Raw genomic sequence first — 24,056 nt, 5'->3', positions numbered from 1 at the left:
TTATTGAGTCACCGCGGCCGTCGTCGGCTCCGTGATGTCGCCCTGGGCCCAGGCCGCTTCACGGTTAGCCAGCGCTGTAGCAATCGACTGGACTTGGGTCGATTGCACTTCGTTTGGCAGCGGGTCGAGGCCGGCGCTGGCGAAGATCTGCCCGTAGGCGTTGCGCAGGTCGGCGTAGGCCAGGTCCCGGCGTAGATCGGCCTGCAGGGTGTTCAGTTCACCCTGGATCAGATCCAGCTCACCGATGCCTGCTGCCTGATAACGGTTACGCAGTTGACCGACAATCTGCCCATCGATGTCCGCCAGTTGTTGGCTGGTCTTGAACTGGCGTAGCGCTTCGCGATAGTTGGCATTGGCCACGTACAACTGCGCCAACACAGCAATCGACATCGCCTGGCGCCGCGCCGCCGCCACTTCTTCACCGGCCTTGGCCACGTCGATGGCCGCCGGGGCGGAAATCACGTTGAACAGGTTCCAGGTGACTTTCACGCCATAGTCGGCCCAGCCCTGCTCCACCAGGAACGAGTTGCTGTCGTAATGCCCGCCAGCGGAAAACTCCAGCCCCGGCAGCAGGCGCAGCATCGCCTTGCGGGTTTCGGCGGCGGTGATGCGGGTCTGGTAATCCTGCTCGCGCAGTTCCGGACGGCTGGCCAGGGCTTCCTGTTCGAGACGGGCCAGGTCGACCTTGAGTTCCGGGATGTTGTATTCATCCTGGGTCGCCAGGGTCAGCTCGGTGCCCAAGGGCAAGTTGATCAGGGTCGCCAGTTCGGTCTTGGCCAGGGACAGCGCCCGACGCTGCTCTTCCAGTTGACGGGTAGCCTGGATCAGCGAGCGCTGGTAGCCCAGAGCCTGCACCGGGTCACCGATGCGCTGTTCGCTCATGCTCTGGCTGTTGTCACGCGCCGCCTCGACCCGGGCCATCAGACTGTCGATCTGTTTGAGCAGGCGCTCGGCAGCCATGGCGCGCCAGTAGGCCGAGCGCACGTCCTGGACGATGGTGTTGATCACCTTGCGCCGGCGCTCCTGCACGATCAGCCGCTGGTCCCCGGCCTGCTTGGCGCTGATGTAGCTGACGCCAAAATCGAGCACGTTCCAGACCATGGTCAGGTCCGCCACCTCGCGGTCGCGGTCCTGGGAGGTCGACGGTTCCAGGGACTGGGTACCGGTTTCCACGCTCTGGCTACTGGAGGCGTTGACGTTGTTGCGGCCCACATAACCGGCGTCCAAGGCCATGCGCGGCAGCATGTCGAAACTGGCCAGGTCCAACTGACGCTTGGCCAGGGCTTCCTCCATGATCTTCAAGCGGCCTTCGAGGTTGTACTTCACAGCCCGGGCCATGGCCTGGTGCAGGGTCAGCGGGCCACTGAGCGGCTCCTGATCCTTGTACATATTCTGCAAGTCGGTTCGAGCGCGCTGTTCGCTGACGCTACGCTCGATCGGATCGCTAGTGACCGCACAACCACTCACCACCAACGCCAGCAAACTCATACCGAATAACTTCTGACTTCTATTCATTCCCTGGATTGCCCCTGGCTGCCCCAATATTTTTTAGAATTCAGGCCAGCGCTTGGCTGATGCCGACCTGTCGTAACGCGATTGCCAGGCTGTCGACCTGACGTTGTTCAGTGTCCTTGAGCTGTTGCAACTGCTGACCCAGGGTTGGCGCCCCGAACATCCCGCGCAGCCCTTGGGACACATCGCCGCCCTGCATCGACTGGCTGTCGAAGGCGTCCATCGACTCGCCCTCGGAAGCGGAGTCCTGGTTGAACAGGGTCGACAGCGTGCTGCTGCCAAACACTCCGCCATCGCCACCCCCAAAGCCCAGGAACCCCTGGCCGCTACCGTCGCCGGCGGTGTCAGTGCTGAAGACCTGGGCGATATAGCTCGGCGCCAGCGCACCATGGTTGATGAAAATATCCCCAATCGGCCGCAGGCCCCCGCCCACGTCCCGTTGCTCGAACAGCGGTGGGAAGCCCAGCGGCGAACCCAGGTTGCCGGTCGGCGGGGTAAAGATAATCGGCTGCAACGGCACCTCGGACGGCGGGATAACCGTGACCGGGTCGGAAGTCAGGAACTCCGGCGGCGGCTTCACATCGTTGGGCACCACGGTGTCGATCGCATAGTTGTTGGACACCGCCACGCTGGCCCCGGCGTTGCTCGACAGGTCGCTGACGTTGCTGGTGTCCAAGGCAATGAAGTTGCTCGGGTCGGTAAGGTTTACCGTCGGTGTGAACGTCGCGGTCCAGGTCTTGCCACCATCGCTGGTGGTCAGGTTGGTCAGTTCACCGTTGGTGACGCTCAGGTCCGACAGGTCAAAATCCGTCACCGCTTCGCTGAAGGTGAAGGTCACCTGGGTCGTCTCGCCCACCGTCAGGTTCGGGTCGGCGACCACGATGGTTGCCGTCGGCCGGGTGGCGTCGAGTGCGTAGTTGGCGGAAATCGCGATGCCCACGCCGGCGTTGCCGGCCAGGTCCTGCACATTGCTGGCGTCGAGCAGGATCAGGTTGGTGGCATCGTTCACGCCCGCCGTCGGCGTCAGGGTCGCTGTCCAGGTCAGGCCACCGTCGCTGCTGGCAAGGTTGGACAACACGCCATTGGCGACACTCAGATCCGATAAGTCGAAGCCGGACACCGCCTCAGTGAAGCTGATGGTCACGGTGGTGCTCTGGCCGATGCCCAGGGTGTTGTCGCCCACGGTGATGGTGGCGCCAGGGCGAACCGTGTCGATCGCGTAGTTGTTGGAGTCCACCACGCCGACACCGCTGTTGCCCGAAACGTTGACCACACCGCTAGTGTCCAGGCTGATCAGGTTGCTGGTATCGGTGATGCTGGCGCTCGGCGTGAATGTGGCCGTCCAGGTGACGCCGCCGTCGGTGGACGACACATTGCTCAACGTGCCGTTGCTCACACTCAAGTCGGCATTGTCGAACCCGCTGACCGCTTCCGAGAAGGTGATGGTCACCTGCGAGGTTTCCCCCACCTTGAGTGCGTTATCGGCCACCACGATGGTAGCGGTCGGCACTTGCGTCTCGACCGCGTAGTTAGCCGAATCGGTAGTGCCTGTCCCGGTATTGCCGGCCGCGTCGATCACGCCGGTATTGTCCAGGGTGATCAGGTTGCTGGTGTCGGTCACACCCAGGCTCGGCGTGAAGGTCGCGGTCCAGGTCAAGCCGCCGTCGCTGCTGCTGACAGCGCTGAGGGTGCCGTTGGCAACGCTCAGGTCCGCGTTGGTGAAACCGGTCACGGCCTCGGAGAAGGTGATGGTCACCTGCGCGGTTTCACCCGGTTTCAACACCGAATCGCTCAGCACGATCGTTGCGGTCGGACGTTCTGTGTCCAGCGCGTAGTTGTTGGAGTCGGTGCCACCGACATTGAGGTTGCCCGCCAGGTCAACGATGCCGCCACTGTTGAGCGAGATGACGTTGCTGGTGTCCGTGACGCCACTGGTTGGCGTGAAGGTCGCGGTCCAGGTGATGCCGCCATCGCTGCTGCTCAGCCCGGAGATCACGCCGTTGGCGACCGTCAGGTCAGCACTGGTGAAGGCTGTCACGGCCTCGTTGAAGGTGATGGTCACCAGCGAGGTCTCGCCGGCGGCAATGGCAGTGTCGGCCACGACGATGGTCGCCGTTGGGCGCACGGTGTCGACGGCGTAGTTGTTCGAATCAGTGGTGCCGATGCCAGCGTTGCCTGAGATGTTGACGACACCGGTATTGTCCAGGGTGATGAGGTTGCTGGTATCGGAAATGCTCGCGCTCGGCGTGAACGTAGCCGTCCAGGTGACGCCGCCGTCGGTGGACGACACGTTGCTTAGCGTGCCGTTGCTGATGGTCAGGTCGCTGTTGTCGAAACCGCTCACCGCTTCGTTGAAGGTGATGGTCACCTGGCTGGTTTCACCGATGCTCAGGGTCGTATCGGCCACCACGATGGTCGCCGTTGGCACCTGCGTGTCAACCGCGTAGTTGGCCGAGTTGGTCGTGCCGGTTCCGGTATTGCCCGCCGCGTCACTCACGCCGGTATTGTTCAGGACGATCAGGTTGGATGTATCCCGCACACCGAGGGTCGGCGTGAAGGTCGCAGTCCAGGTCAGGCCGCCATCGCTGCTGCTGACGGCGCTGAGGGTGCCATTGGCAACACTCAGGTCAGCGTTGGTGAAACCGGTCACCGCCTCGCTGAAGGTGATGGTCACCAACGAGGTTTCGCCGACACTGAGGTTCGAATCGGCCAGCACGATCGTTGCGGTCGGACGTTCTGTGTCCAGCGCGTAGTTGTTGGAGTCGGTGCCACCGACATTGAGGTTGCCCGCCAGGTCAACGATGCCGCCACTATTGAGCGAGATGACGTTGCTGGTGTCCGTGACGCCACTGGTTGGCGTGAAGGTCGCGGTCCAGGTGATGCCGCCATCGCTGCTGCTCAGCCCGGAGATCACGCCGTTGGCGACCGTCAGGTCAGCACTGGTGAAGGCTGTCACGGCCTCGTTGAAGGTGATGGTCACCAGCGAGGTCTCGCCGGCGGCAATGGCAGTGTCGGCCACGACGATGGTCGCCGTTGGGCGCACGGTGTCGACGGCATAGTTGTTGGAGTCGGTGGTGCCCACGCCCGCGTTGCCCGCACCGTTGATCAAGCCGGTATTGTCCAGGGTGATCACGTTGCTGGTATCGGAAATGCTCGCGCTCGGCGTGAACGTGCCCGTCCAGGTGACGCCGCCATCGGTGCTGCTCATGGAACTGAGCGTGCCGTTGCTGACAGTCAGGTCTGCGTTGTCGAACCCGCTGACCGCCGAATTGAATGTCACGGTGACCAACGACGTCTCGCCGATGCTCAATGTGGTATCGGCAATCACGATGGTCGCCGTCGGCACGTTGGTGTCGACCTGGTAGTTGTTGGAGTTGGTGGTGCCGGTACCGGTGTTGCCCGCCGCATCGCTGACGCCGGTGTTGTTCAGGGTGATGACGTTGGACGTGTCGCTGACGCCAAGGGCCGGGGTGAAGGTGGCCGTCCAGGTGATGCCGCCATCACTGCTGCTGACCGCACTCAGCGTACCGTTAGCCACGCTCAGGTCCGAATTGTCGAAACCCGTCACTGCTTCGGAGAAGGTGATGGTGACCAGCGACGTTTCGCCGACACTCAGCGCCGTATCGGCGACCACGATGGTGGCGGTCGGACGCAGTGTGTCGACCACGTAATTGTTGGAATCGGTGGTACCGCTGCCGACGTTGCCCGCACCATCCACCACGCCCGTGTTATTGAGCGTGATCAGGTTGCTGGTATCGCTGATGCCGGCGCTCGGCGTGAAGGTCGCGGTGTAGGTGATGTTGTCGCTGGTGCTCAGGCCGCTCAGGCTGCCGTTGGCGACGGTCAGGTCCGCCAGGGTGAAACCTGTCACGGGCTCGCTGAAGGTGATCGTCACCACCGAGGTTTCGCCAACGGCGATGGCCGTGTCGGCGACCACGATGGTGGCGGTCGGGCGCGCGGTGTCGATGGCGTAGTTGTTGGAGTCGGTGGTGCCGCTGCCAGCGTTGCCCGCCGCGTCAGCCACGCCCGTGTTATCCAGGGTGACCAGGTTGCTGGTATCGCTGATGCTGGCGCTTGGCGTGAGCGTGCCGGTCCAGGTGATGCCGCCGTCGCCGCTGCTCAGGCCGGTGATCGTGCCGTTGGCGACGGTCAGGTCGGCAGTGGTAAAGCCTGTCACCGCTTCGTTGAAGGTGATGGTCACCAGCGAGGTTTCGCCAACGCTCAGGGAGGTGTCGGCGACAACGATGCTAGCGGTTGGCCGCTGCGTGTCGACCGCATAGTTGTTGGAGCTGGTGGTACCGCTGCCGGTATTGCCCGCCGCGTCCGCCACACCGGTATTGGCCAGGATGATCAGGTTGGTGGCATCGCTGACGCTGGCGCTTGGGGTGAGCGTCGCGGTCCAGGTGATGCCGCCGTCGCTGCTGCTCAGCCCGCTCAGGCTGCCATTGGCCACCGTCAGGTCGGCCAGGGTGAAACCAGTCACGGCCTCGCTGAAGGTAATCGTCACCAGCGAGGTTTCGCCGATGTTCAGCGCGGTATCGGCCACCACGATGGTGGCGGTCGGGCGCTGGGTGTCGATCGCGTAGTTGTTGGAGTCGGTGGTACCGCTGCCGGCGTTCCCGGACAGGTCGGCAATGCCGGTGTTATCCAGGGTGATCAAGTTGGTGGTGTCGTTGACGCTGGCACTGGGTGTGAGCGTCCCGGTCCAGGTGATACCACCGTCGCTGCTGCTCAGGCCGGTGACCGTGCCATTGGCGACCGTCAGGTCGGCGGTGGTGAAACCACTCACTGCCTCGTTGAAGGTGATGGTCACCACGGAGGTTTCACCAACGCGCAGCGCAGTATCGGACACCACGATGGTGGCGGTCGGGCGCTGCGTGTCGATGGCGTAGTTGTTGGAGTTGGTAGTCCCCACGCCAGCATTGCCATTGAGGTCCGCCACGCCGGTGTTATTCAGGACAATGAGATTGGAGGTATCGGTGATCGCCGCATCCGGTGTCAGCGTGGCCGTCCAGGTGATGCCGCCGTCGCTACTGCTCAGGCCGCTGAGGGTACCGTTGGCGACGGTCAGGTCGGCGACGGTGAAACCGCTCACTGCTTCGCTGAAGGTGATGGTGACCGTCGAGGTCTCGCCAATCCTGAGGGCGGTGTCGCTCACCACGATGGACGCCGTGGGCGCCACGGTGTCGTTGACGATGTAGTTGTTCGAGTCGGTGGTGCCCACCCCGGCATTGCCGGCCAGGTCGGCCACGCCGGTGTTGTTCAGGGTGATGATGTTGGTGGTGTCGGCGATATCACTGGCCGCAGTCAACGTACCGGTCCAGGTGATGCCGCCGTCGCCGCTGGTCAAGGTGCCGACGCTGCCGTTCTGCACCGTCAGGTCCGCCGCGGTAAGGCCGGTCACGGCCTCGGAAAAGGTGATGGTCACCGTCGACGTGCCACCGGAGTTCAGGTTGGTGTTGGCCACCACGACGGTCGCGGTGGGCGGCGTTTCGTCCGGCACATAGTTGGTGTTGATGGTGCCGCCATCGCCGTAGACGTTGGCCACCGACGCCGGCGAAACACCCGCGCTGCCAGCGCTTGTCCCACCCACGCCGCTGCCGCCGACGTTACCGGCCAAGGCGGCGAAGTTGGCAGCGGTGATCAGGATCGAGCCTTTGTTCCAGATGGCGCCGACACCGACACCGCCCGCACCGCCCGCGTGGTAATAGCTACCACCGGCACCGCCACCGCCGCCGCCACCGCCAGCACCGACGTTGTTGGAGATGACCGAGTTGCCGATGATCCGCAGGGTCGCGCCGGTATCGTTGTAGATACCACCGACCGCACCGCCGCCGGCGCCACCGATGTCGTTATAGCCGTCGCCACCGCCACCACCGCCGATGGACAATCCGCCACTGACCGCCGTGCCGCCGGCCGAGCCGGTGCTGTAGCCCGGATAAGCCGCACCGCCCGCGCCACCGGTGGTGGAACCGCCACGCCCGCCAATGTTGAAGAAGCCGCCGCCCGCGCCGCCCTGTCCGGCCGTGCCGTTGGAGCCCGTGGAGTTGAGTGTGTCGCCGCCCTTGCCACCGGTACCGCCGGTGATTGCGCCACCGCCACCACCGGCGCCACCGGCGTACTGCGGCGTCACACCGCCGCCACCACCACCGCCCGAAGCGGCGTTCGCGGTGACCGTAACGTTGCGCAGGGTCAAGGTGCCGGCGTTGTAGATGCCACCGCCCTTGGACACCAATGCATCGTCGCCGCCGTTACCACCGTTGCCTGCCACCATGCCCCGGGTAATCACCAGGCCATCGAGGGTGGCGGTGGTACCCGCCGTCACGTTGATGATCTGGGTGCGGTATTGCCCATCCAGGGTCACATCGGCCACGTTGTCGTTGTCGAGGTCGCCATCGATGGTGACGTTCTTGTCGACCACCAGCACCTGGGTCAGCGCGACGGTCATGCCTGCATTGAAAGTGACGATGTCGCCGTTCTGCGCCGAGCTCAGGGCAGCGCGCAAAGAACCGATACCCGAATTGAGGTTGTTGGTGGCGGTCCAGGTGGCCAAGCCCCATTGGTACTCGCTCATGGCAGTGCTCGACAGCACGTTGGCGCTTTCGATGTTGCCGGTGGCGATTTCCAGGTCCCAGTCGCCGCCCAGGCCGGTGCGGTCGTTGGACGCCGCCACGTCGCGGCCGGTCAACTGCGCCAGTGAATCGACCAGGCTCAGGCCACGTTCGCCTTCGGCGGTGTAGCAGCCATAGATCAAGATGTCGCCGCCAGCGTTCATGTCCTGGCCGATCTGCGCCAGCACCTCGCTGCGGGCCTGGACGTTGTCCGCCGACAGGTAGCTGTTGCCCAGCCACAAATCACCGGCGTTACCGTGGGCGATGATCTGCACCGAACTGATGCCCTGGTGGGTGTCCAGGTAATCGGCAATCTGTTGCAAGCCGTCCTTGGTGGCATCCAGTTGCACAACCTGGGTACCGGGCGCCACGCCTTCGAGCAGGCTGGCGGAATCCTTGACCCGGGAATCGACGAACACCACGGCCTTGCCAGGAACGGCCGCCTCGGTGGCATCGGCCTGGCCCTGGGGCGCATGGGTGTCGGCCGGCTGGTCCGCCGTGGGCGTCTTCGCCGCCTCGGCCGTCGGATGCGCGTCCGGTTGCGCGGCATCGGCCACGGTTGCAGCCACCGCGCCGTCGAACAGCATTCGCGGCTCCAGGGACATGATCATTGGCGATGCCAGGGCTTGCGTGCCCTCGGTTACCCGCGATTTGCCTTTGCTCCACCACATGACGATCACCTGGACTCGAACTTCTTGAACACGCAAATGAGAAAAGCCGCCATCAGCTGAGGGCGGCGTCGGTTTTCATACGAATGACATTGGCGGCGCTTGCGGACCCATCGCGCCAGAACGACAACTCGGCATACTTTTCAAACAGATCCGGCGGCAACAAGGTCCGTCGGGTTTGCGGCGCGACCTTGGGCTTGACCTTGTGCAGGCCGGCAACGCCCAGGGCCTGGTCGAAGGCCGGTGCGTCGTAGGTCAAGTGATTGAAATCGTGCTCGAACCAGGGTTCGCCGATGAACTCGTACACCAGGCGCATCACCCGCTCGGGGGCCTGGCTCAACAAGTCGTAGTCAACGATCAACAGCGACTCGGCGTTTTCACCGTAATAAGCCTCTTTGAGCGCCGTCCAGGCGAACCCCACCAGGCGGTTGCGCTGGGCCAGGGTTTCGCAGCGGCTGTAGACGGTGTTGCGCTCGTCATCGTCGTTGAACAGCTTGGTGTTTTCGAACGGATTGGCGCGGTAGAGCCGCTCCAGGCTGTCGAGCACCCAGGCGACGTTGCGCACACAGGCGATGGTCTTGGCTTGGGGAAACAGATCCTGCAGGGCGGGCAAGCGGGCACACCACTGGCGGTTTGTATCGAAGATGACAGGCTTGTCGGCTTTGTCGGCGTAGTAGGAATCGAAGAGTCCGCGCAGCAGGCGGCGGCGCAGGTCGGTGTCGATCACCGAACCGAACTCACTGCCGGCACTGCATTGCTGCAGGACGCTGCTGAACAGCGTACCGACGGGGCTGGTCATGCCGGCATGAAAGCGCGGGTTCTGCAGCAAAATAGCAGAAAGCAGGGTCGAGCCAGAACGCGGTAAACCGGAGATAAAGTGAAACTGCGACAATCCCTTCACCTTGTTTGTAGTCCTTTTGTATCGCGAAGCGTAGCCGAGGAAACAATCTTCGCCTAGTAGTACTTTGACATCAGATACACCCAGACCTGAAAAAAAGATGGACGGTACAGACGCAGGGGGACGTGAATCGATTAAGCAGACCCGCCAAATTTTTCCGCCCGTTTCGCTCGGCAGAATCAAATATCCCGGTCTACGCTCAGCCGTGCGTGACCGGGCCAGGGAGTGAAACCTCTCTCCCAGAATCCTGCCGGCATCGCCAGACCAATAACCTGAGGGATGAGGAATCTATGGAAGTATTCATCGGCACTATCCAATCATTCGCTTTTAACTTTGCACCCAGGGATTGGGCTCTATGCAACGGGCAAACGCTTGCCCTTTCCCAGTACCAGACCCTGTTCGCCCTGATCGGCGTGACGTACGGAGGCAATGGCCAGACCACCTTCGTGCTCCCCAACCTGCAAGGCCGGATGCCGGTGGGCATGGGCAACGGCCTGGGCCTGACCCCACGGACCATCGGCGAAATCTCCGGCACCGAAAACGTCAGCGCGACGATCAACAACCTGCCCAACCATACCCACACGCTCACGGGCATCACCGCCTCGACCACCCTGCAGTTGGCCAACCCAGCCAGCAACCCGGTGAACACCCCTACGGCCACCAACTCGTTTATCGGCACTTCGGGCACCGGGCCGGGCGCGGCGGCAATCTATTCCGACCAGATAGGCGCTTCCCCAGTGCCGCTGCAAGGCGTGACCACCACCGTCAGCGGCTCGGTCTCCGCCACGGGCAACAGCATGCCCATGGCGATCATGAACCCGTTTTTGGCGATCAACTTCAGCATCGCCCTGAACGGCCTCTTCCCGTCCCGCAACTGATGAACCGCCGGAGGGCTGCGGTCCTCCGGCCTTTTGGAGTGTCGACATGCTGCAACAGGTTCATAGCCGCCATTTCCAACCGCTGCTGGGCCAGACCGCCAGCCTGACCTTGCCCGACGGCAGTTGCCTGCCCGTGCGCTTCGAAACCCTCGAAGAAACACCTCGGGCAAAGATGCCGCACAGCGAACGCATGCCGTTCAGCGTGGAACTCAACAGCCTGGAAAGTACCGCGTTCGTGGACGGCCTCTGCGCTCTGGAGGTGCCGGAACTGGGCAAGATCGAGGGGGTGTTCGTGTCGCGGATACCGCCCATGGGCCGGGATCCGGCGCTGGGGTATTTCTATATCGCGTTTAACTAATACGACAGGGGAACACATACAAAATCTGTGCTTGCATCAGAGCCCGCTCCCACAGGGATTTATGGTGTCTGCAAGATTGGGTCAGTCGCCTTTCGGATACCAGACCAACCGCTCCGCCGCCGGGTTGCGCTCTTGCACTTCGAAGCCCAAGGCCAGGTAGTGCCGGCGGGCGTGGGGGTTGCTGGCCCAGACCACGGTCGCCACCGGGCATCGGATCTGTTGCGCGGCTTTCTGCACCCCTTGCAACACCGTTCGGCCATATCCCTGCCCACGGGCCTGGGGGATGAAGGCCAGGTAAAGCACGCGGATTTCATTGGGGCCAAAATCCGTGCTCAAGGCGCCGATGGCGGTGCCAAGTTTTTCCACGACGTAATGCATGGCGTTGGGAAAATTCTCGCCCAACCCTTGCTCCTGCACCTGGAATTGCTGGGCAATTACCTGCTGCACCTGTTCAGGGTCGCCGTCGATCCATTGCAGGTCCGGTCGCGCCGCCTGGTACAGGCCCTGCAAGAACGGGCCATCGCTGACCCGCGATGGACGCACCACCAATCCTTCTGCCGCCACTGAATCCATGCTCGCTTCCTAAGACTAGAATCCGCTTTCCCTGACACCCAACGCCGCCAATCGACGCCAGGCCGCTCCCAACACCGACTCGCCCTTGCCCTGCAGCACCGCCACGCCACGCAGCGGTTGCACCGGGGCGTACGTGTCGTCCACCGCACTCAGGCGCACGCCGTATTGCGCCTGCACCGGCTCGGCCCGCTGCTGCGAGTCGCGGCGCACCGCAATCGGCCCGTGATGGTCGGACGTCAACGCTTGCTGCTCGACCCAGGCGACGCCGTTGGTGTCGATTTCATCCAACTGTACGGCGATCGAGGTGTGCATCGGATCGTCAGCAATGAACCGTCCCGTGGCACCCGGCTCGACCCGCCAAAGCTCGGCTTCGGTGAGGTACCCGCGCAACCGCGAATCGGTCTGCACCACCCGCGCCAGCGCCTGCGTGGGCGACAACCAGCGCCCGACCGACAGTTGCGGCAACAAATCGCGCACTTGGCCGGCATGGGGCGCACGCAGCAACAGGCGTTCACGCTGAGCGGCCAGGCCCCGGTATTCGGCCACCGCTTCGGCCAGTTGCTGTTCGATGATGCCGGCATCGGCAGCGGTTTCACTGCGCCCGGCCTGACGACGCATCTGCAACTGCTGGATCTCGATCTCCCGGCGCACGATGGCCAGGCGCGACGCCATGTCCGGCGACTCCAATTCAATCAATACATCGCCCTGGGCCACGGTCTGGCCGTCGCGCACATTCACCTGCTTGACCCGTGCCGCCACCGGCGCATGCAAGGCGCTGGCACGCCCGGCCTCAAGCATGGCCGGCACTTCCACCGCGCTGCGCCAGGGCAGCAACAGCACCAGCAGCAACGCCAGCACGACCAGGCCGCTCAGGAGCACGCGCGCACCATGGGCTTGCTCACGGCGACTCCACCATTGCCGCCATTCATTCACGATGGGCATAAAAATGAACCACACCAATTCCACCATCATCAGAAAAATGCCCAGCACCTTGAAGAACAGGTGATAGACCGCCAGGGCAATCCCGAAAAACAGCAACGCCCGCCACAGCCAGGAGCCATAACCCCACACCAGCAAACGACGACGCATCTTCGGCGACCAGGGCTCCGGCGCCGCCGCGCCATAACCGAACAAGGCTTCGCGCAGTCGCCAACGGCACAGGGCGAACGCTCGCCCCTGAAGGTTATCCACCGCCCAGAAATCACTGAGCAGGAAATACCCGTCAAAACGCATGAACGGGTTGAGGTTGATGACCAGCGTGGTGATCCAGGTGGCGCTGGCCAACATGAACGCTGCGGTGCGCGCCGGCCCGTCAGGCAGCAGTGACCAGGCCAGCAACGCGACGCACGCCAACAGCAGCTCGGCCAGGACCCCGCCAGCACCAATCAGCAACCGCGCGCGGCGATCATTGATCCGCCAGGCATCGCTGACGTCGGTGTAGAACATCGGCAGCAGCACCATGAACGCCACGCCCATGCTTTGCACACGGCAGCCAGCGCGCTTGGCCATGAAGGCATGGCCGAATTCGTGACATAGCTTGGCAAAGAGCAACGCCGTCCCGAAGGCCAGCGCACCGCCCAGGCTGAACAGGTGCGGAAACGTCGCGATGAATCGCTGCCAGTCTCGCGACACCAGGAAGACGCCGAGGCCCAGGGTCAGCGGCAGGCCATAGCGCAGGATCCCGGGACCGAACCGCGCCAACCAGGGCCAGGCACGGTTGAGAAAGGCATCCGGACGCCACAGCGGAATGCGAAAAAACAGGTATTGATGCAGCAGGATCTGCCACAGGCTCTGGCGCTGCGCCGCGGTCTTGAAGAGATAGCTGTCGCGCTGTTGCGGGTCCATCGCGCTGATCAGATCATGGCCGCGCAAGAAGCCCAGCAGTTGCTCCAGCGATTCACCATTGAGCGGCAGGCCCGGCTCGCGGTTTGCAGCTTGCAGCACCTGCTGCGGATCACCCAGTGACCAGTGCCGCAACATGCGCATCGCCGCCGCGCCCAGCTTGAAATAGCGCCCGCGCACCGGGTCGGCCAAGGTCCACTGCGGCGAACCATCCGGGTCCGGGGCCGCCGGGGACAGTTGCAGGTCTGGCCGCAGGCTCGGCAGGTCCACGCTACAGCCCTACGCTCTGGCGCAGCCCGGCCAGTGGCCGACGTAACAGGTACAACGCCAGCGGCGCGCGGTCGCCAAAGACCTTCGCCGTACCCCGCAGGCCGATGCGCGGCGCCTGAGCATCGAAACGCGCATCCAACCGATATGCCAGTTGCCCGGCAGCGGTCGGCTGCGCCTCATAGGCCGAGCGCTCGAGCCAGGCCAGGTGCCGCTGCAACGGGTCGCTATCGAGAAACAACGCCACTCGCGCACCGGGCTCCAAGGCAATCGCGTCGCCCACCGCCAATTCAATACGCAATTCGGCCTGGTTCGGGTCGGCGATTTCCATCAATCGCTCGCCGGTCTGCACGGGCTTGCCGAGCCAGCGCTCGGCGTCGGCAAACACGGCAATGCCGTCCCGCTCGGCGCGTACTTCGCTGCGCTTGAGCAGTTCAAGCGCATAGTCGCGCTCGGCGCGTTTCTGTTCGACGCGGGCGGCCAGCAAGTCAACCTTCGAGCTGGATTCAGCGTCGGCAAACGAGCGCTGGGAATTGGCCTTGAGTTCCGCCTCGGCCACGCCCAACGAACGCTCGGCCACATCAGCCTGAGCCTTGAGGCTGGTGCTTTCGAAACGCAGCAGCAGGTCGCCGTTCTTGACGGTCTGGTTGGGCTTGACCAGGAACTCGGCGATCACCCCATCCAACGGCGCCGCCACCACCTGCCCGCCCAGGGGCACCACTTCGGCCGGGGCCAACACGGACTGGCGCACAGGAATCAGCAACCCCAGCAGCAGCACCGCCACGAGGGCGACCTGGCGCTTGCGCGTCCAGCGCAGGCGCCACGGCTTGCGCGGTTGCAGCGCCAGCCACGCATGGCTGTAGGTGTCGCCCAGTTGCGACAACAGCACCTGTTCGGGTGGGCTCCAGGGCAGGTCACGGGCCAGCCACAAACCGCCGAACACCTGGCCCTGATGATCGATCAACGGCAGCCAGAATACGTGTGTGGCCGACATGCTTCGCCAGTCTGCCCGGATGGATTCGCTCACCCCCTCGGCGGCAATCACTCGGGCCTGCTTCAGTACCCCCTGCTTGAACATCTGCGCCACAGCCTGCTCGACAAACGCCACGAACGGGGCATTGGGCTCCACGGTACTGACGCCGGTCACGGCCTGGACCTTGCCGGCGATCAATAACGCGGCGTGGCGAAACCCGAACAGGGCCTGGCCGTCGTTGACCAGGCTGTAGCTCAATTGCGCCGGCGTTCGTGCGGCCCGTGTCTGGCGTTCAAGGTCGAGAAAGCGGGCAAAGACCTGCTCGGCGCTGCCCGCTATCGGCGCGTTCACTTGGGCTCCGCGAAACGTGCCGTGCCGCTCATGCCCGACAGCAGGCCGCTGGCATCCGGCACGCTCGCCACCAGCAGCAGGGTCTGGCTGCCCTCGTCGATGCGCGCGCCCAGGCGCTTGACCGTCGCTTGCAACGGCTTGCCGGTTTCATCGGGGACAAAGGTGAAGGGCTGACCGGGCTTGAGCCTGTCCATCCAGCGCGAAGGCACCAGCAGGTGAATCTCCAGGGTGCGGTTGTCGACCACGTCCAGCAACGGCGCACCGGCCGCGACGCTTTCATAACGCTGGACCTTGCGCGCCACCACTTGCCCGTCGAACGGGGCGATCACGCTGCAGCGCTTGACCTGGACCTGATACACCTGGGACTGCGCCTGGGCCTCGCTGAGCCGGGCCTCGGCCCGCGACACCTCGAAACGTCCGACGGACTTCAATGCGGCCAACTGCCGGTTATGCGCCAGCTCCTCACTGGCGCCACGGCTGGCCGCCTGGGCTGCATTGAGCTGGGCCTGATAGGCCGAGCAATCGAAACGCGCCAGGGTGTCGCCCTTCTTGAATGACTCGCCCTCACTGAACGGCAACTCGACAATACGCCCGGCCAACTCACTGGCCAGCACCGCCTGATCCCGCGCCCGAAGGACGCCCCGCGCCTCATTGCCCGACGCACTGGCCGAGACGTTGCTCTCAAACAATGGATCGTCGGAAACCGGCGTTTGCGCCTGGGCCCCGCACGTTACAAAGGCCAATCCCACAAACCAACTACTCAAACGCCGCATGACCGTTACTCCCTGACGGATGGGCGGAGTCTACGACAGCAGCAGGTAGCGTCAAGGGGATCGCGGTTAATCGAGGGAATCTCTGTGGCAACAGCAGCGTTGGCCTCACGAGTTCTTCAACTTAGGGTTCGCTCACTGCTCAACCCCGTACGCAGAGATTAAGCTCTCTGGCCGTTGGGGTGAAGACACCGGCTTCGGCCGGTTTTTTCGTTACTGGGGATTGAGAACAGCTCCTGAGTTGAACGCCCTCCCCGTGGCGAGGGTACTTCCTCCCGCTGGACTGCGTGCAGGCGCTGTGTAGGCGCTGTGTAGGAGCTGACGAGTGCAACGAGGCTGCGATCTTTTGATCTTTCGCTTGGGACTCAAGTGGCTGGGGAAAGATCGCAGCCTCGTTGCACTCGACAGCTCCTACAAGGTGCAGTCCAGTGGATCGGTGTACCGCTTACTTACAGCAGGGTCCTAGGAGATTTCCTTCGAGTTGTGGCGATGTTGGTGAACTGGTCCGGCTTGGGGCTCACCGCTAGTCTGGGTTTGTCACTGAAAAAACGGTTCGGCTTGAGGTTCAAGCGGCGGGCTGACAGGCCTGTGGTGAACTGAAAACCGCCTTCGCGAGCAGGCTCCCCACACTGGATCTGTGTCGAACCAAAATATCGAGATCAACACCAATCAACTGTGTGCGAGCCTGCTCGCGAAGGCGTCGCCCAGACAACCCAAAACCCTGTGGCGAGGGAGCTTGCTCCCGCTGGGGCGCGCAGCGGCCCCAAAAAAAGCGATGAGCGCTGCGCACTCAAGCGGGAGCAAGCTCCCTCGCCACAAAAGCTTCCCAGCCCCAAGCCCTCAAGCCCTCAAGCCCTCAAGCCCTCAAGCCATAGATTGGCAGTTTGAGGAGTCAGCTCTGAGGTGCTACCGCTCGTGCAACGCCTCGGACCGGGCCTTGATGATCGGCTTGAGCAGGTAGCTGAGCACGGTTTTCTTGCCCGTGATGATGTCCACCGACGCCACCATGCCCGGAATAATCAGCAGCGGCTTGTCATCGGTGCCCAGGTGGCTGCGTTCGGTACGCAGCTTGATGACGTAGTAAGTGGTCTTCTTGTCTTCATCGGTGATGGTGTCAGCGCCGATCTGTTCCAGCTTGGCTTTCATACCGCCATAGATGGTGTAGTCGTACGCGGTGAATTTCACCGTGGCGTCCTGGCCGGGGTGCAGGAAGGCGATGTCCTGGGGGCGGATTTTCGCTTCCACCAGAATGGTGTCGTCCAACGGCACGACTTCCGCCAGGTCGCTGCCAGGCTGGATCACGCCGCCGATGGTGTTCACCAGCAACTTGTTGACGATGCCGCGCACGGGCGACGTTACCAGGGTGCGGCTCACCCGATCTTCCAGGGCTTTGCCGGTGGCCTGGGCCTTGTTCAGGTCGGTGCGAGCTTCGTTGAGCTGGGTCAGGGCTTCGCTGCGGAACTTGCCGCGGGTCTCGTCGATCTTGCGCTGCACTTCCTTGATCGCCGATTCGGCACGAGGGATCGCCAGCGTCGTGGCGTCCAGCTGCCCACGGGTCTCGACTTCGGCGCGCTTGAGCCGCAGCACTTCCACCGGCGATACCGCGCCCTGGGCCACCAGCGGCTCGGACATGTTGATTTCCTGGCGTTGTAGCGCCAGGCCGGAGCGGTACTGCGCCTGCTTGGAGATGAATTCGCGCAGCTCCTGCTGGCGCTGGATCAACTGCTCCTGCAAGCCGCCGATTTCATCATGCAACTGCTGGCGGCGGCTGATGTACAGCGACTCCTCGCTGGCGGCCTGGCGGGGCACTGCCTTGAGCACATCGGCCGGGAAATTCAGCGGCCGGTCATCGACCTCGGCACTCAGGCGCTCGACCCGCAACAACATGGACAGGCGATCCGCCTCGGTTTCACCGACGTTGGAGACAAACCGGGTGTCGTCCAGGCGAATCAACGGGGCGCCGGCGTCGACGATCTGCCCTTCCTTGACGAACAGCTCTGCGACGATGCCGCCTTCCAGGTTCTGGATTTTCTGGATCTTGGACGAGGGAATCGCCTTGCCGTCGCCCTTGGTCACTTCGTCGATCACGGCGAAGTTGGCCCACAATAACAGGAACACGAAGAAGCCGATGATGCTCCAGATCGTCAAGCGCACCACCCGGGGAGCGTCTTCGATCAGCGCCTTGTTGACTTCGGGCAGCGGCTGGCCGTGCAGTGAGTCGGAGCCTTTGAAATAACGGCCCACAGCGCCCCTGAAACCTGACTTAAGCAACACTGATCTGCCCCTTCTTCAACGCTTCCATGACGGCCGCTTTCGGGCCATCGGCGAGGATCTGTCCACGGTCGATCACCAGCAGGCGATCCACCAGCGAGAGCAAGGATGCCCGGTGCGTCACCAGCAACACGGTCTTGTTTTCCACCACCGCGGCCAAGCGCTGTTTCAAGCGCTCCTCGCCGGTGTTGTCCATGGCGCTGGTGGGTTCGTCCAGCAACAGGATGGGCGGGTTGAGCAGCAATGCGCGGGCCAGGGCGACGTTCTGGCGTTGACCACCGGACAGGTTTTGCCCGCGCTCACCGACTTGCAGTTCATAGCCTTGCGGATGCAGGCGGGCAAATTCATGCACCCCCGCCAGCTCGGCGGCCTGGAGCACCAGCTCATCTTCGACGTACCGGGCGCCTGAGGTCAGGTTGTCCCGCAGGGTACCGGCCAGCAGCTGGATGTCCTGGGGCACGTAGCCAATGTTGTAGCGCAGCTCGCTGACGTCGATCTGGCGGATGTCCACGCCGTCCACCAGCAAGGCGCCGTCGTCGGGTTGGTAAAGCCCCACCAGCAACTTGGCCAGGGAGCTCTTGCCCGAACCGCTGCGGCCGATGATGCCGATTTTCTCGCCCGGCTTGATCACCAGGTTGATGTTCTTCAGCGCGGCGTTCTGCTGGTTCGGGTAGGTGAAATTCAACTGGCGGCACTCAATGGCACCCTGCAGAACCCTGCGGCTCAGCGGGCGCTCGTCGAAATTGCGCTCCTGGGGCAGCTCCATCATCTGGTCGACCGAGGTCATGGTCACCCGCGCCTGCTGGTAGCGAGTCAGCAGCCCCGACAGCGAAGCCAATGGGCTGAGGGCGCGACCGCTGAGCATATAGCAGGCGATCAGCCCGCCCATGCTCAAGTTGCCAGCGATGATCTGGTACACGCCGAAGACGATCATGATCACCCCGGCCAATTGCTGGATCAGCAACGTGATGTTCATCGCCAGGCCGGACAGCATCTTCACCCGCAGTTCGAGACGGCTGAGGGTGCCGATGGTCTGTTCCCACTGGTACTGGCGCTCGCTCTCGGCGTTGTTGACCTTCACGGCGTCCAGGCCGGCCAGGGTTTCGATCAGGCTGGACTGACGCTCGGCGCCCAGGGCCATGGTTCGCTCCATGGTCGCCACCAAGGGCTTTTGCAAGGCGTAGCCGATCAGCAGGGCAATCGGGAAAGCCAGCACCGGAATCCACACCAGGTGCCCGCCGAGAATCGCAATGACCGCGAAGATCAGCAGGGTAAACGGCAGGTCGATCAGGCTGGTGAGGGTCAGCGAGGCGAGGAAGTCCCGCAGGCTCTGGAACTCATGGATGTTCTGGGCAAAGCTGCCGACCCGCGCCGGGCGGTACTTCATGGACATGCCGACGATGCGCTCGAACAGCGTCGCCGAAATGATCAGGTCGGTTTTCTTGCCGGCCAGGTCCAGGCACAAGCTGCGCAACATCTTGAGGATCAGGTCGAAAATGTAGGCACCCGTAATGCCGACGGCCAATACCCACAGGGTCGCTTCGGCCTGGTTCGGCACCACGCGGTCGTAGACGTTCATCACGAACAGCGGCGCGGCCATGGCGATGATGTTGATCAACAGGCTCGCCGCGATAGCGTCGGCATACAGCCAGCGGGACCGCTTGAGGGTGTCGCGAAACCACGAACGCGCGCGAGGGATCAGCGTGCCCTGGTTCACGTCAAATTTATGCTGCGGTTGGGCAAAGAACACCTTGCCGCTGTAGTCATCGGCCAGCAGCTCTCGGCTGACCGTGACCTCACCACCGTCGCTTTCGCTGAGCAGCAGTCGCGCCTGGTCGTCGCCGACCCAGCCCAGCAGCACGGCACTGCGACCTTCCTTGAGCAGCAACAGCGCCGGCATGGCGATGGTCGGGATTTGCTCGAGCTTGCGTTGCAGCACCCGACCTTGCAGACCGGCACGGGCCGCCGCGCGCGACAATAATTCGACGCTCAGCCGTTGCTTGGGCAGCGGCAGGCCGGTGGTGAGCATTGCCGCGCTGGCCGGCTTCTGATGCAGCATGCAGAGTGCCAGCAGACCGTCCAGCAGCGGGTCATCGTGCAGCGTGCGCGGGTCATGAACTAGTTCGACTGGACTGACTTCTGATTCCACGCTCGGCACTCTGACTGATTAAAACGGGTGGTAGGACTCAATTCATCCCAGGCAACTGAACCCTGGGTTTCACGTCGTTCTGCACAACCGATGCCAACGGCGCGACCACACCCTGGCTTTTCAACAGCTGGCCCATGGTTGCCTTGATACGGTACTGGGTGAACAACTGCACGTTCTTGATTTCCGCCAGGCGGCGGGATGCGCTGAACAGCTCGTTTTCGCTGTCGAGCAAGTCGAGCAGGGTCCGCTCGCCGAGGCTGAACTGCTTCTGGTAGGCGGTGCGCACGTTGGCGCTGCGATCCACGTATTGTTGGGCGATCGGCACCTGGGCGTTGGCGTTGTTCAAGGCGTTCCAGGCCAGGCCCAGCTCTTCATTGAGCTGGCGCAGCGCGTTGTTGCGGATGTCCAGGGCCTGGTTGGACAGGTACGACTTGGATTCCAGGTCCGCCTTGTTGCTGCCGCCGGCATACAGGTTGAAACGCATGCGCAGCATCGCTTGCCATTCATTGTTGTGGCCGTTCTCGCCGTCCAGGTCGTTGTCGGCGGTACGGCCCAACTCGGCGTCGAAGCGCGGGTAAAAGCTCGACTTGGCGGCTTCGTACTGCTTCTCGGCGGCGGCAATGTCAGCCTCGGCCGAGCGCAATACCGGGCTGTTTTCCAGCATCTGGGCGCGGGCTTCGGTCAGGTTGGCCGGCAGCAATGCCAGGAAGTCGGCGGGACGTTCCAATTGGTCAGGCAATTGACCCACGGCGCTGAGGTAGTTGGTCTCGGCGTCGGCCAGGTTGGTCTGCTCGGTGATCAGGTTGTTGCGGGCCTGGGCCATCCGGGCTTCGGCCTGGTCCAGGTCGGCACCGCTGCCCACACCACGGGAAGTGCGCAGCTTGATCTGGTCGAAGATGCGCTCGTGGCTCTTGAGGTTTTCCTCGGCCAGGCGCACGAACTCGCGACGGGTCAACACGTCCAGGTAGACCTGGGCCACCGTCAACCCGGTGCGCTCGGACGCGTCCAGCAACGAGTAGGCACGGGCATTGACGGTGGCTTGTTGACGCCCCACTTCGCTGGATGTCGCAAAACCGTCAAAAACCATTTGCGTCAGACGCAGGCTCGACTCGCCGCGGTTCAGGGTTTCCCAATGATTGGTCCCCCCTGATCGGGTGGTGACACTGTCGGTGCCTTCACGACCATATCCGGCAGCCAGGTCCACCCTGGGCAGATAACCGCCCTTGGCCGCCTTGAGCTGGTAATCCGCCGCGAGGCGACTGTTTACGCCGGCCTGGATTTCAGGATGGACATCCAGCGCCTGTTGCATGGCCTGCGGCAAGGTTTGTGCTTGTACGAAACTGGCGGCGAGGGCGAAGGGTAAAGCCATGAACAGGGGCGAACGCATGGTGGATTTCTTCCTGAAACACTTGTCTTGGATCACAGCGAAACGTGGCGCTGCATCGGATGATGGCAACCGGAATGACCGTATGTCGGAAAGTTCAAAGCAGGAGCTGGAACACGCACCGAGAGAACAGGTCGCCGCTTAAATATCAATGTGACATTGCGGCAGCGATTGTTTAGGATGGCCAGCAGAAGGTCAATAGTTTGGCACAAACAAAATAATTGATTAAACACAGCCAAAATATTGACATGTAAAAGCGTCAAATAACCTTACTTTGTGAACATGAACGTCCAGACCGCTGCCGCCTACAAGCTGCCGGGTCCATGGAAGTCTACTGAGCGTGGCACCCGGAGAGTCTTCAATGAGCAGTGTTATTGCCGTTGTCAAAAGCATTGTTGGTCAGGTTTTCGTCGTATCCCCCGAGGGCATCCGGCGCGTACTCATTGAAGGGGATCGCCTGTACACCGGCGATCAGCTGGACACAGGCCCTTCTGGCGCCGTCACATTGGACCTGGCCGATGGCCGTACCCTGGACCTGGGTCGCGACACCCAGTGGAGCGCCAATGCCCCAGACTCGTCCACCGATCTTGAACAGGCCACAGCCCAGGCCGCGCCGTCGGTAGAAGAGCTGCAACAAGCCATCGCCGCAGGCGTCGACCCGACGACCGCCCTGGAAGCCACCGCCGCCGGTGCGACTGCCGCAGGTACGGGTGGTGCCGCCGGTGGCGGGCACAGCTTTGTGGTGCTGGATGCCACCGCTGGCAGCGTCGACCCTACCATCGGCTTCCCGACTGAAGGCCTCGCTTCGGCTGCCGCCACCGATAACAACACCCTGGGTGGCGATACCACGGATACGACCGCCAACGCCGTGCTCAATGCGACGATGACCCTGAGCGCCACGCCCACCCTGACCGAAGCCGGCGGCGTGCTGGTCTACACCGCGACCGTGACCCAGGCCCCGCAAACCGCCTTGACTGTGACCTTGTCCAACGGCGCGGTCATCGTGATACCGGCGGGTCAGTTGACCGGTAGCGTCAACGTTCCACTCGCGCCGAATGACACGGTCTACAACGACCCAAGCCAGATCAGCGTGACCGTCACTGGCACCACCGGTGGCACTGGCATTGCCGTGACCGTGCCCACCACGCCGGCCGTGACTCAGATCACCGACACCATCGACACCACCACCGTCACCCTGACGGCGGGCAACACCGTCACCGAAGGCGGCCAGATCACTTACACCGCCACCCTGACCAACCCGGCTCAAACTCCGGTGACCGTGACCTTGAGCAATGGCTCGGTCATCACCATCGCCGCCGGCCAGACCACTGGCACCGTTAACGTCGAGACGCCGGCCAACGACGTCTACAACAACGGCAGCACCGTCAGCACCACCATTACCGACGCGACGGGTGGCAACTTTGAAAACCTGGTGCCAAGCACCACGCCTGCGGTCACCACGATTACCGATTCGGTGGACACCACCGGCCTGACCCTGACTGCCAGCAACACCATCACCGAAGGCGGTTCGATTGTTTACACCGCCACCCTGACCAACCCGGCCCAGACCCCGGTAACCGTGACCTTGAGCAATGGCTCGGTCATCACCATCGCCGCCGGCCAGACCACCGGCACCGTTAACGTCGAGACCCCGGCCAACGACGTCTACAACAATGGCAGCACCGTCAGCACCACCATTACCGGTGCGACGGGTGGCAACTTTGAAAACCTGGTGCCAAGCACCACGCCTGCGGTCACCACGATCACCGATTCGGTGGACGCCACTGGCCTGACCCTGACTGCCAGCAATACCATCACCGAAGGCGGTTCGATTGTTTACACCGCAACATTGACCAACCCGGCCCAGACCCCGGTGACCGTGACCTTGAGCAATGGCTCGGTCATCACCATCGCCGCCGGCCAAACCACTGGCACCGTTAACGTCGAGACGCCGGCCAATGACGTCTACAACAACGGCAGCACCGTCAGCACCACCATTACCGGTGCGACGGGTGGCAACTTTGAAAACCTGGTGCCAAGCACCACGCCTGCGGTCACCACGATCGCCGATTCGGTGGACACCACTGGCCTGACCCTGACTGCCAGCGACACCATCACCGAAGGCGGTTCGATTGTTTACACCGCAACATTGACCAACCCGGCCCAGACCCCGGTGACCGTGACCTTGAGCAATGGCTCGGTCATCACCATCGCCGCCGGCCAGACCACTGGCACCGTTAACGTCGAGACGCCGGCCAATGACGTCTACAACAACGGCAGCACCGTCAGCACCACCATTACCGGTGCGACGGGTGGCAACTTTGAAAACCTGGTGCCAAGCACCACACCTGCGGTCACCACGATTACCGATTCGGTGGACACCACTGGCCTGAGCCTGTCCGCGTCTACCGAAGTGGCCGAAGGCGGTTCGATTGTTTACACCGCTACCCTGACCAACGCCGCTGGCTCGCCTGTCACCGTCACCCTGAGCAACGGCGCAGTGATCAACATCGCTGCCGGCGCCACCACTGGCACCGTGACCGTCGATGCG

Annotated in this window: 13 protein-coding genes; 3 read left to right on the top strand and 10 right to left on the bottom strand. The window is 63.0% G+C overall.

All coding sequences use genetic code 11. The features are described from left to right. Genes AC09SL_RS11945 through AC09SL_RS11935 form a run of 3 tightly spaced genes read right to left on the bottom strand, consistent with a single transcriptional unit; the run spans position 1 to position 9,692 of the window. Positions 1-1,515, bottom strand: a complete 1,515-nt coding sequence (locus tag AC09SL_RS11945) for a TolC family protein (RefSeq protein ID WP_058546778.1) — start codon at positions 1,513-1,515, stop codon at positions 1-3. Positions 1,516-1,555: 40 nt separating this feature from the next. Next, positions 1,556-8,794: an Ig-like domain-containing protein gene (locus AC09SL_RS11940; protein WP_064106974.1), complete on the bottom strand. Its 7,239-nt coding sequence runs from the start codon at positions 8,792-8,794 to the stop codon at positions 1,556-1,558. Between the two features lie 52 nt (positions 8,795-8,846). Continuing rightward, a complete protein-coding gene (locus tag AC09SL_RS11935; RefSeq protein WP_058544787.1) occupies positions 8,847-9,692 on the bottom strand; it encodes a sulfotransferase family protein in 846 nt (281 codons plus the stop codon). Positions 9,693-9,979: 287 nt separating this feature from the next. On the opposite strand from AC09SL_RS11935, the gene AC09SL_RS11930 reads away from it, so the two are divergent. Beyond that, positions 9,980-10,567 (top strand): phage tail protein, encoded by a 588-nt coding sequence (locus AC09SL_RS11930; RefSeq protein WP_058544786.1) that lies wholly within the window; start codon positions 9,980-9,982, stop codon positions 10,565-10,567. 46 nt (positions 10,568-10,613) lie between these two features. Then, positions 10,614-10,925, top strand: coding sequence for a DUF6916 family protein (locus tag AC09SL_RS11925; protein WP_058544785.1), 312 nt, complete (start codon positions 10,614-10,616; stop codon positions 10,923-10,925). Between the two features lie 81 nt (positions 10,926-11,006). On the opposite strand, the gene AC09SL_RS11920 is transcribed toward AC09SL_RS11925, so the two are convergent. The 7 genes from AC09SL_RS11920 to AC09SL_RS11890 all read right to left on the bottom strand — a co-directional run bounded on the left by AC09SL_RS11920 (position 11,007) and on the right by AC09SL_RS11890 (position 21,508). Beyond that, positions 11,007-11,498, bottom strand: coding sequence for a GNAT family N-acetyltransferase (locus AC09SL_RS11920; protein WP_058544784.1), 492 nt, complete (start codon positions 11,496-11,498; stop codon positions 11,007-11,009). A 15-nt stretch (positions 11,499-11,513) separates the two neighbouring features. Next, entirely contained in the window at positions 11,514-13,610 is a 2,097-nt protein-coding gene (locus AC09SL_RS11915) for a site-2 protease family protein (RefSeq protein WP_058544783.1), read from the bottom strand. 1 nt (position 13,611) lies between these two features. Continuing rightward, the gene (locus tag AC09SL_RS11910) at positions 13,612-14,931 is read right to left on the bottom strand and encodes an efflux RND transporter periplasmic adaptor subunit (protein WP_058544782.1); all 1,320 of its coding nucleotides are present in this window, start codon (positions 14,929-14,931) and stop codon (positions 13,612-13,614) included. After that, entirely contained in the window at positions 14,928-15,704 is a 777-nt protein-coding gene (locus AC09SL_RS11905) for an efflux RND transporter periplasmic adaptor subunit (protein WP_058544781.1), read from the bottom strand. The genes AC09SL_RS11910 and AC09SL_RS11905 overlap by 4 nt, the downstream gene beginning before the upstream one ends. A gap of 903 nt (positions 15,705-16,607) precedes the next feature. After that, entirely contained in the window at positions 16,608-17,975 is a 1,368-nt protein-coding gene (locus tag AC09SL_RS11900; protein ID WP_058544780.1) for an HlyD family type I secretion periplasmic adaptor subunit, read from the bottom strand. Next, positions 17,965-20,121, bottom strand: coding sequence for a type I secretion system permease/ATPase (locus AC09SL_RS11895; protein ID WP_058544789.1), 2,157 nt, complete (start codon positions 20,119-20,121; stop codon positions 17,965-17,967). The genes AC09SL_RS11900 and AC09SL_RS11895 overlap by 11 nt, the downstream gene beginning before the upstream one ends. A 37-nt stretch (positions 20,122-20,158) precedes the next feature. Continuing rightward, positions 20,159-21,508, bottom strand: a complete 1,350-nt coding sequence (locus tag AC09SL_RS11890) for a TolC family outer membrane protein (protein WP_058544779.1) — start codon at positions 21,506-21,508, stop codon at positions 20,159-20,161. A gap of 358 nt (positions 21,509-21,866) precedes the next feature. Between AC09SL_RS11890 and AC09SL_RS11885 the strand changes: the two genes are divergently transcribed. Beyond that, on the top strand, positions 21,867-24,056 hold a 2,190-nt coding region (locus tag AC09SL_RS11885), incomplete at its 3' end, for a retention module-containing protein (protein ID WP_479571945.1).

This window comes from Pseudomonas sp. PF05 (assembly GCF_056521845.1).
The sequence above is the reverse complement of the archived record's forward strand: the minus strand, read 5'-3'. Positions and strand labels throughout refer to the sequence as shown.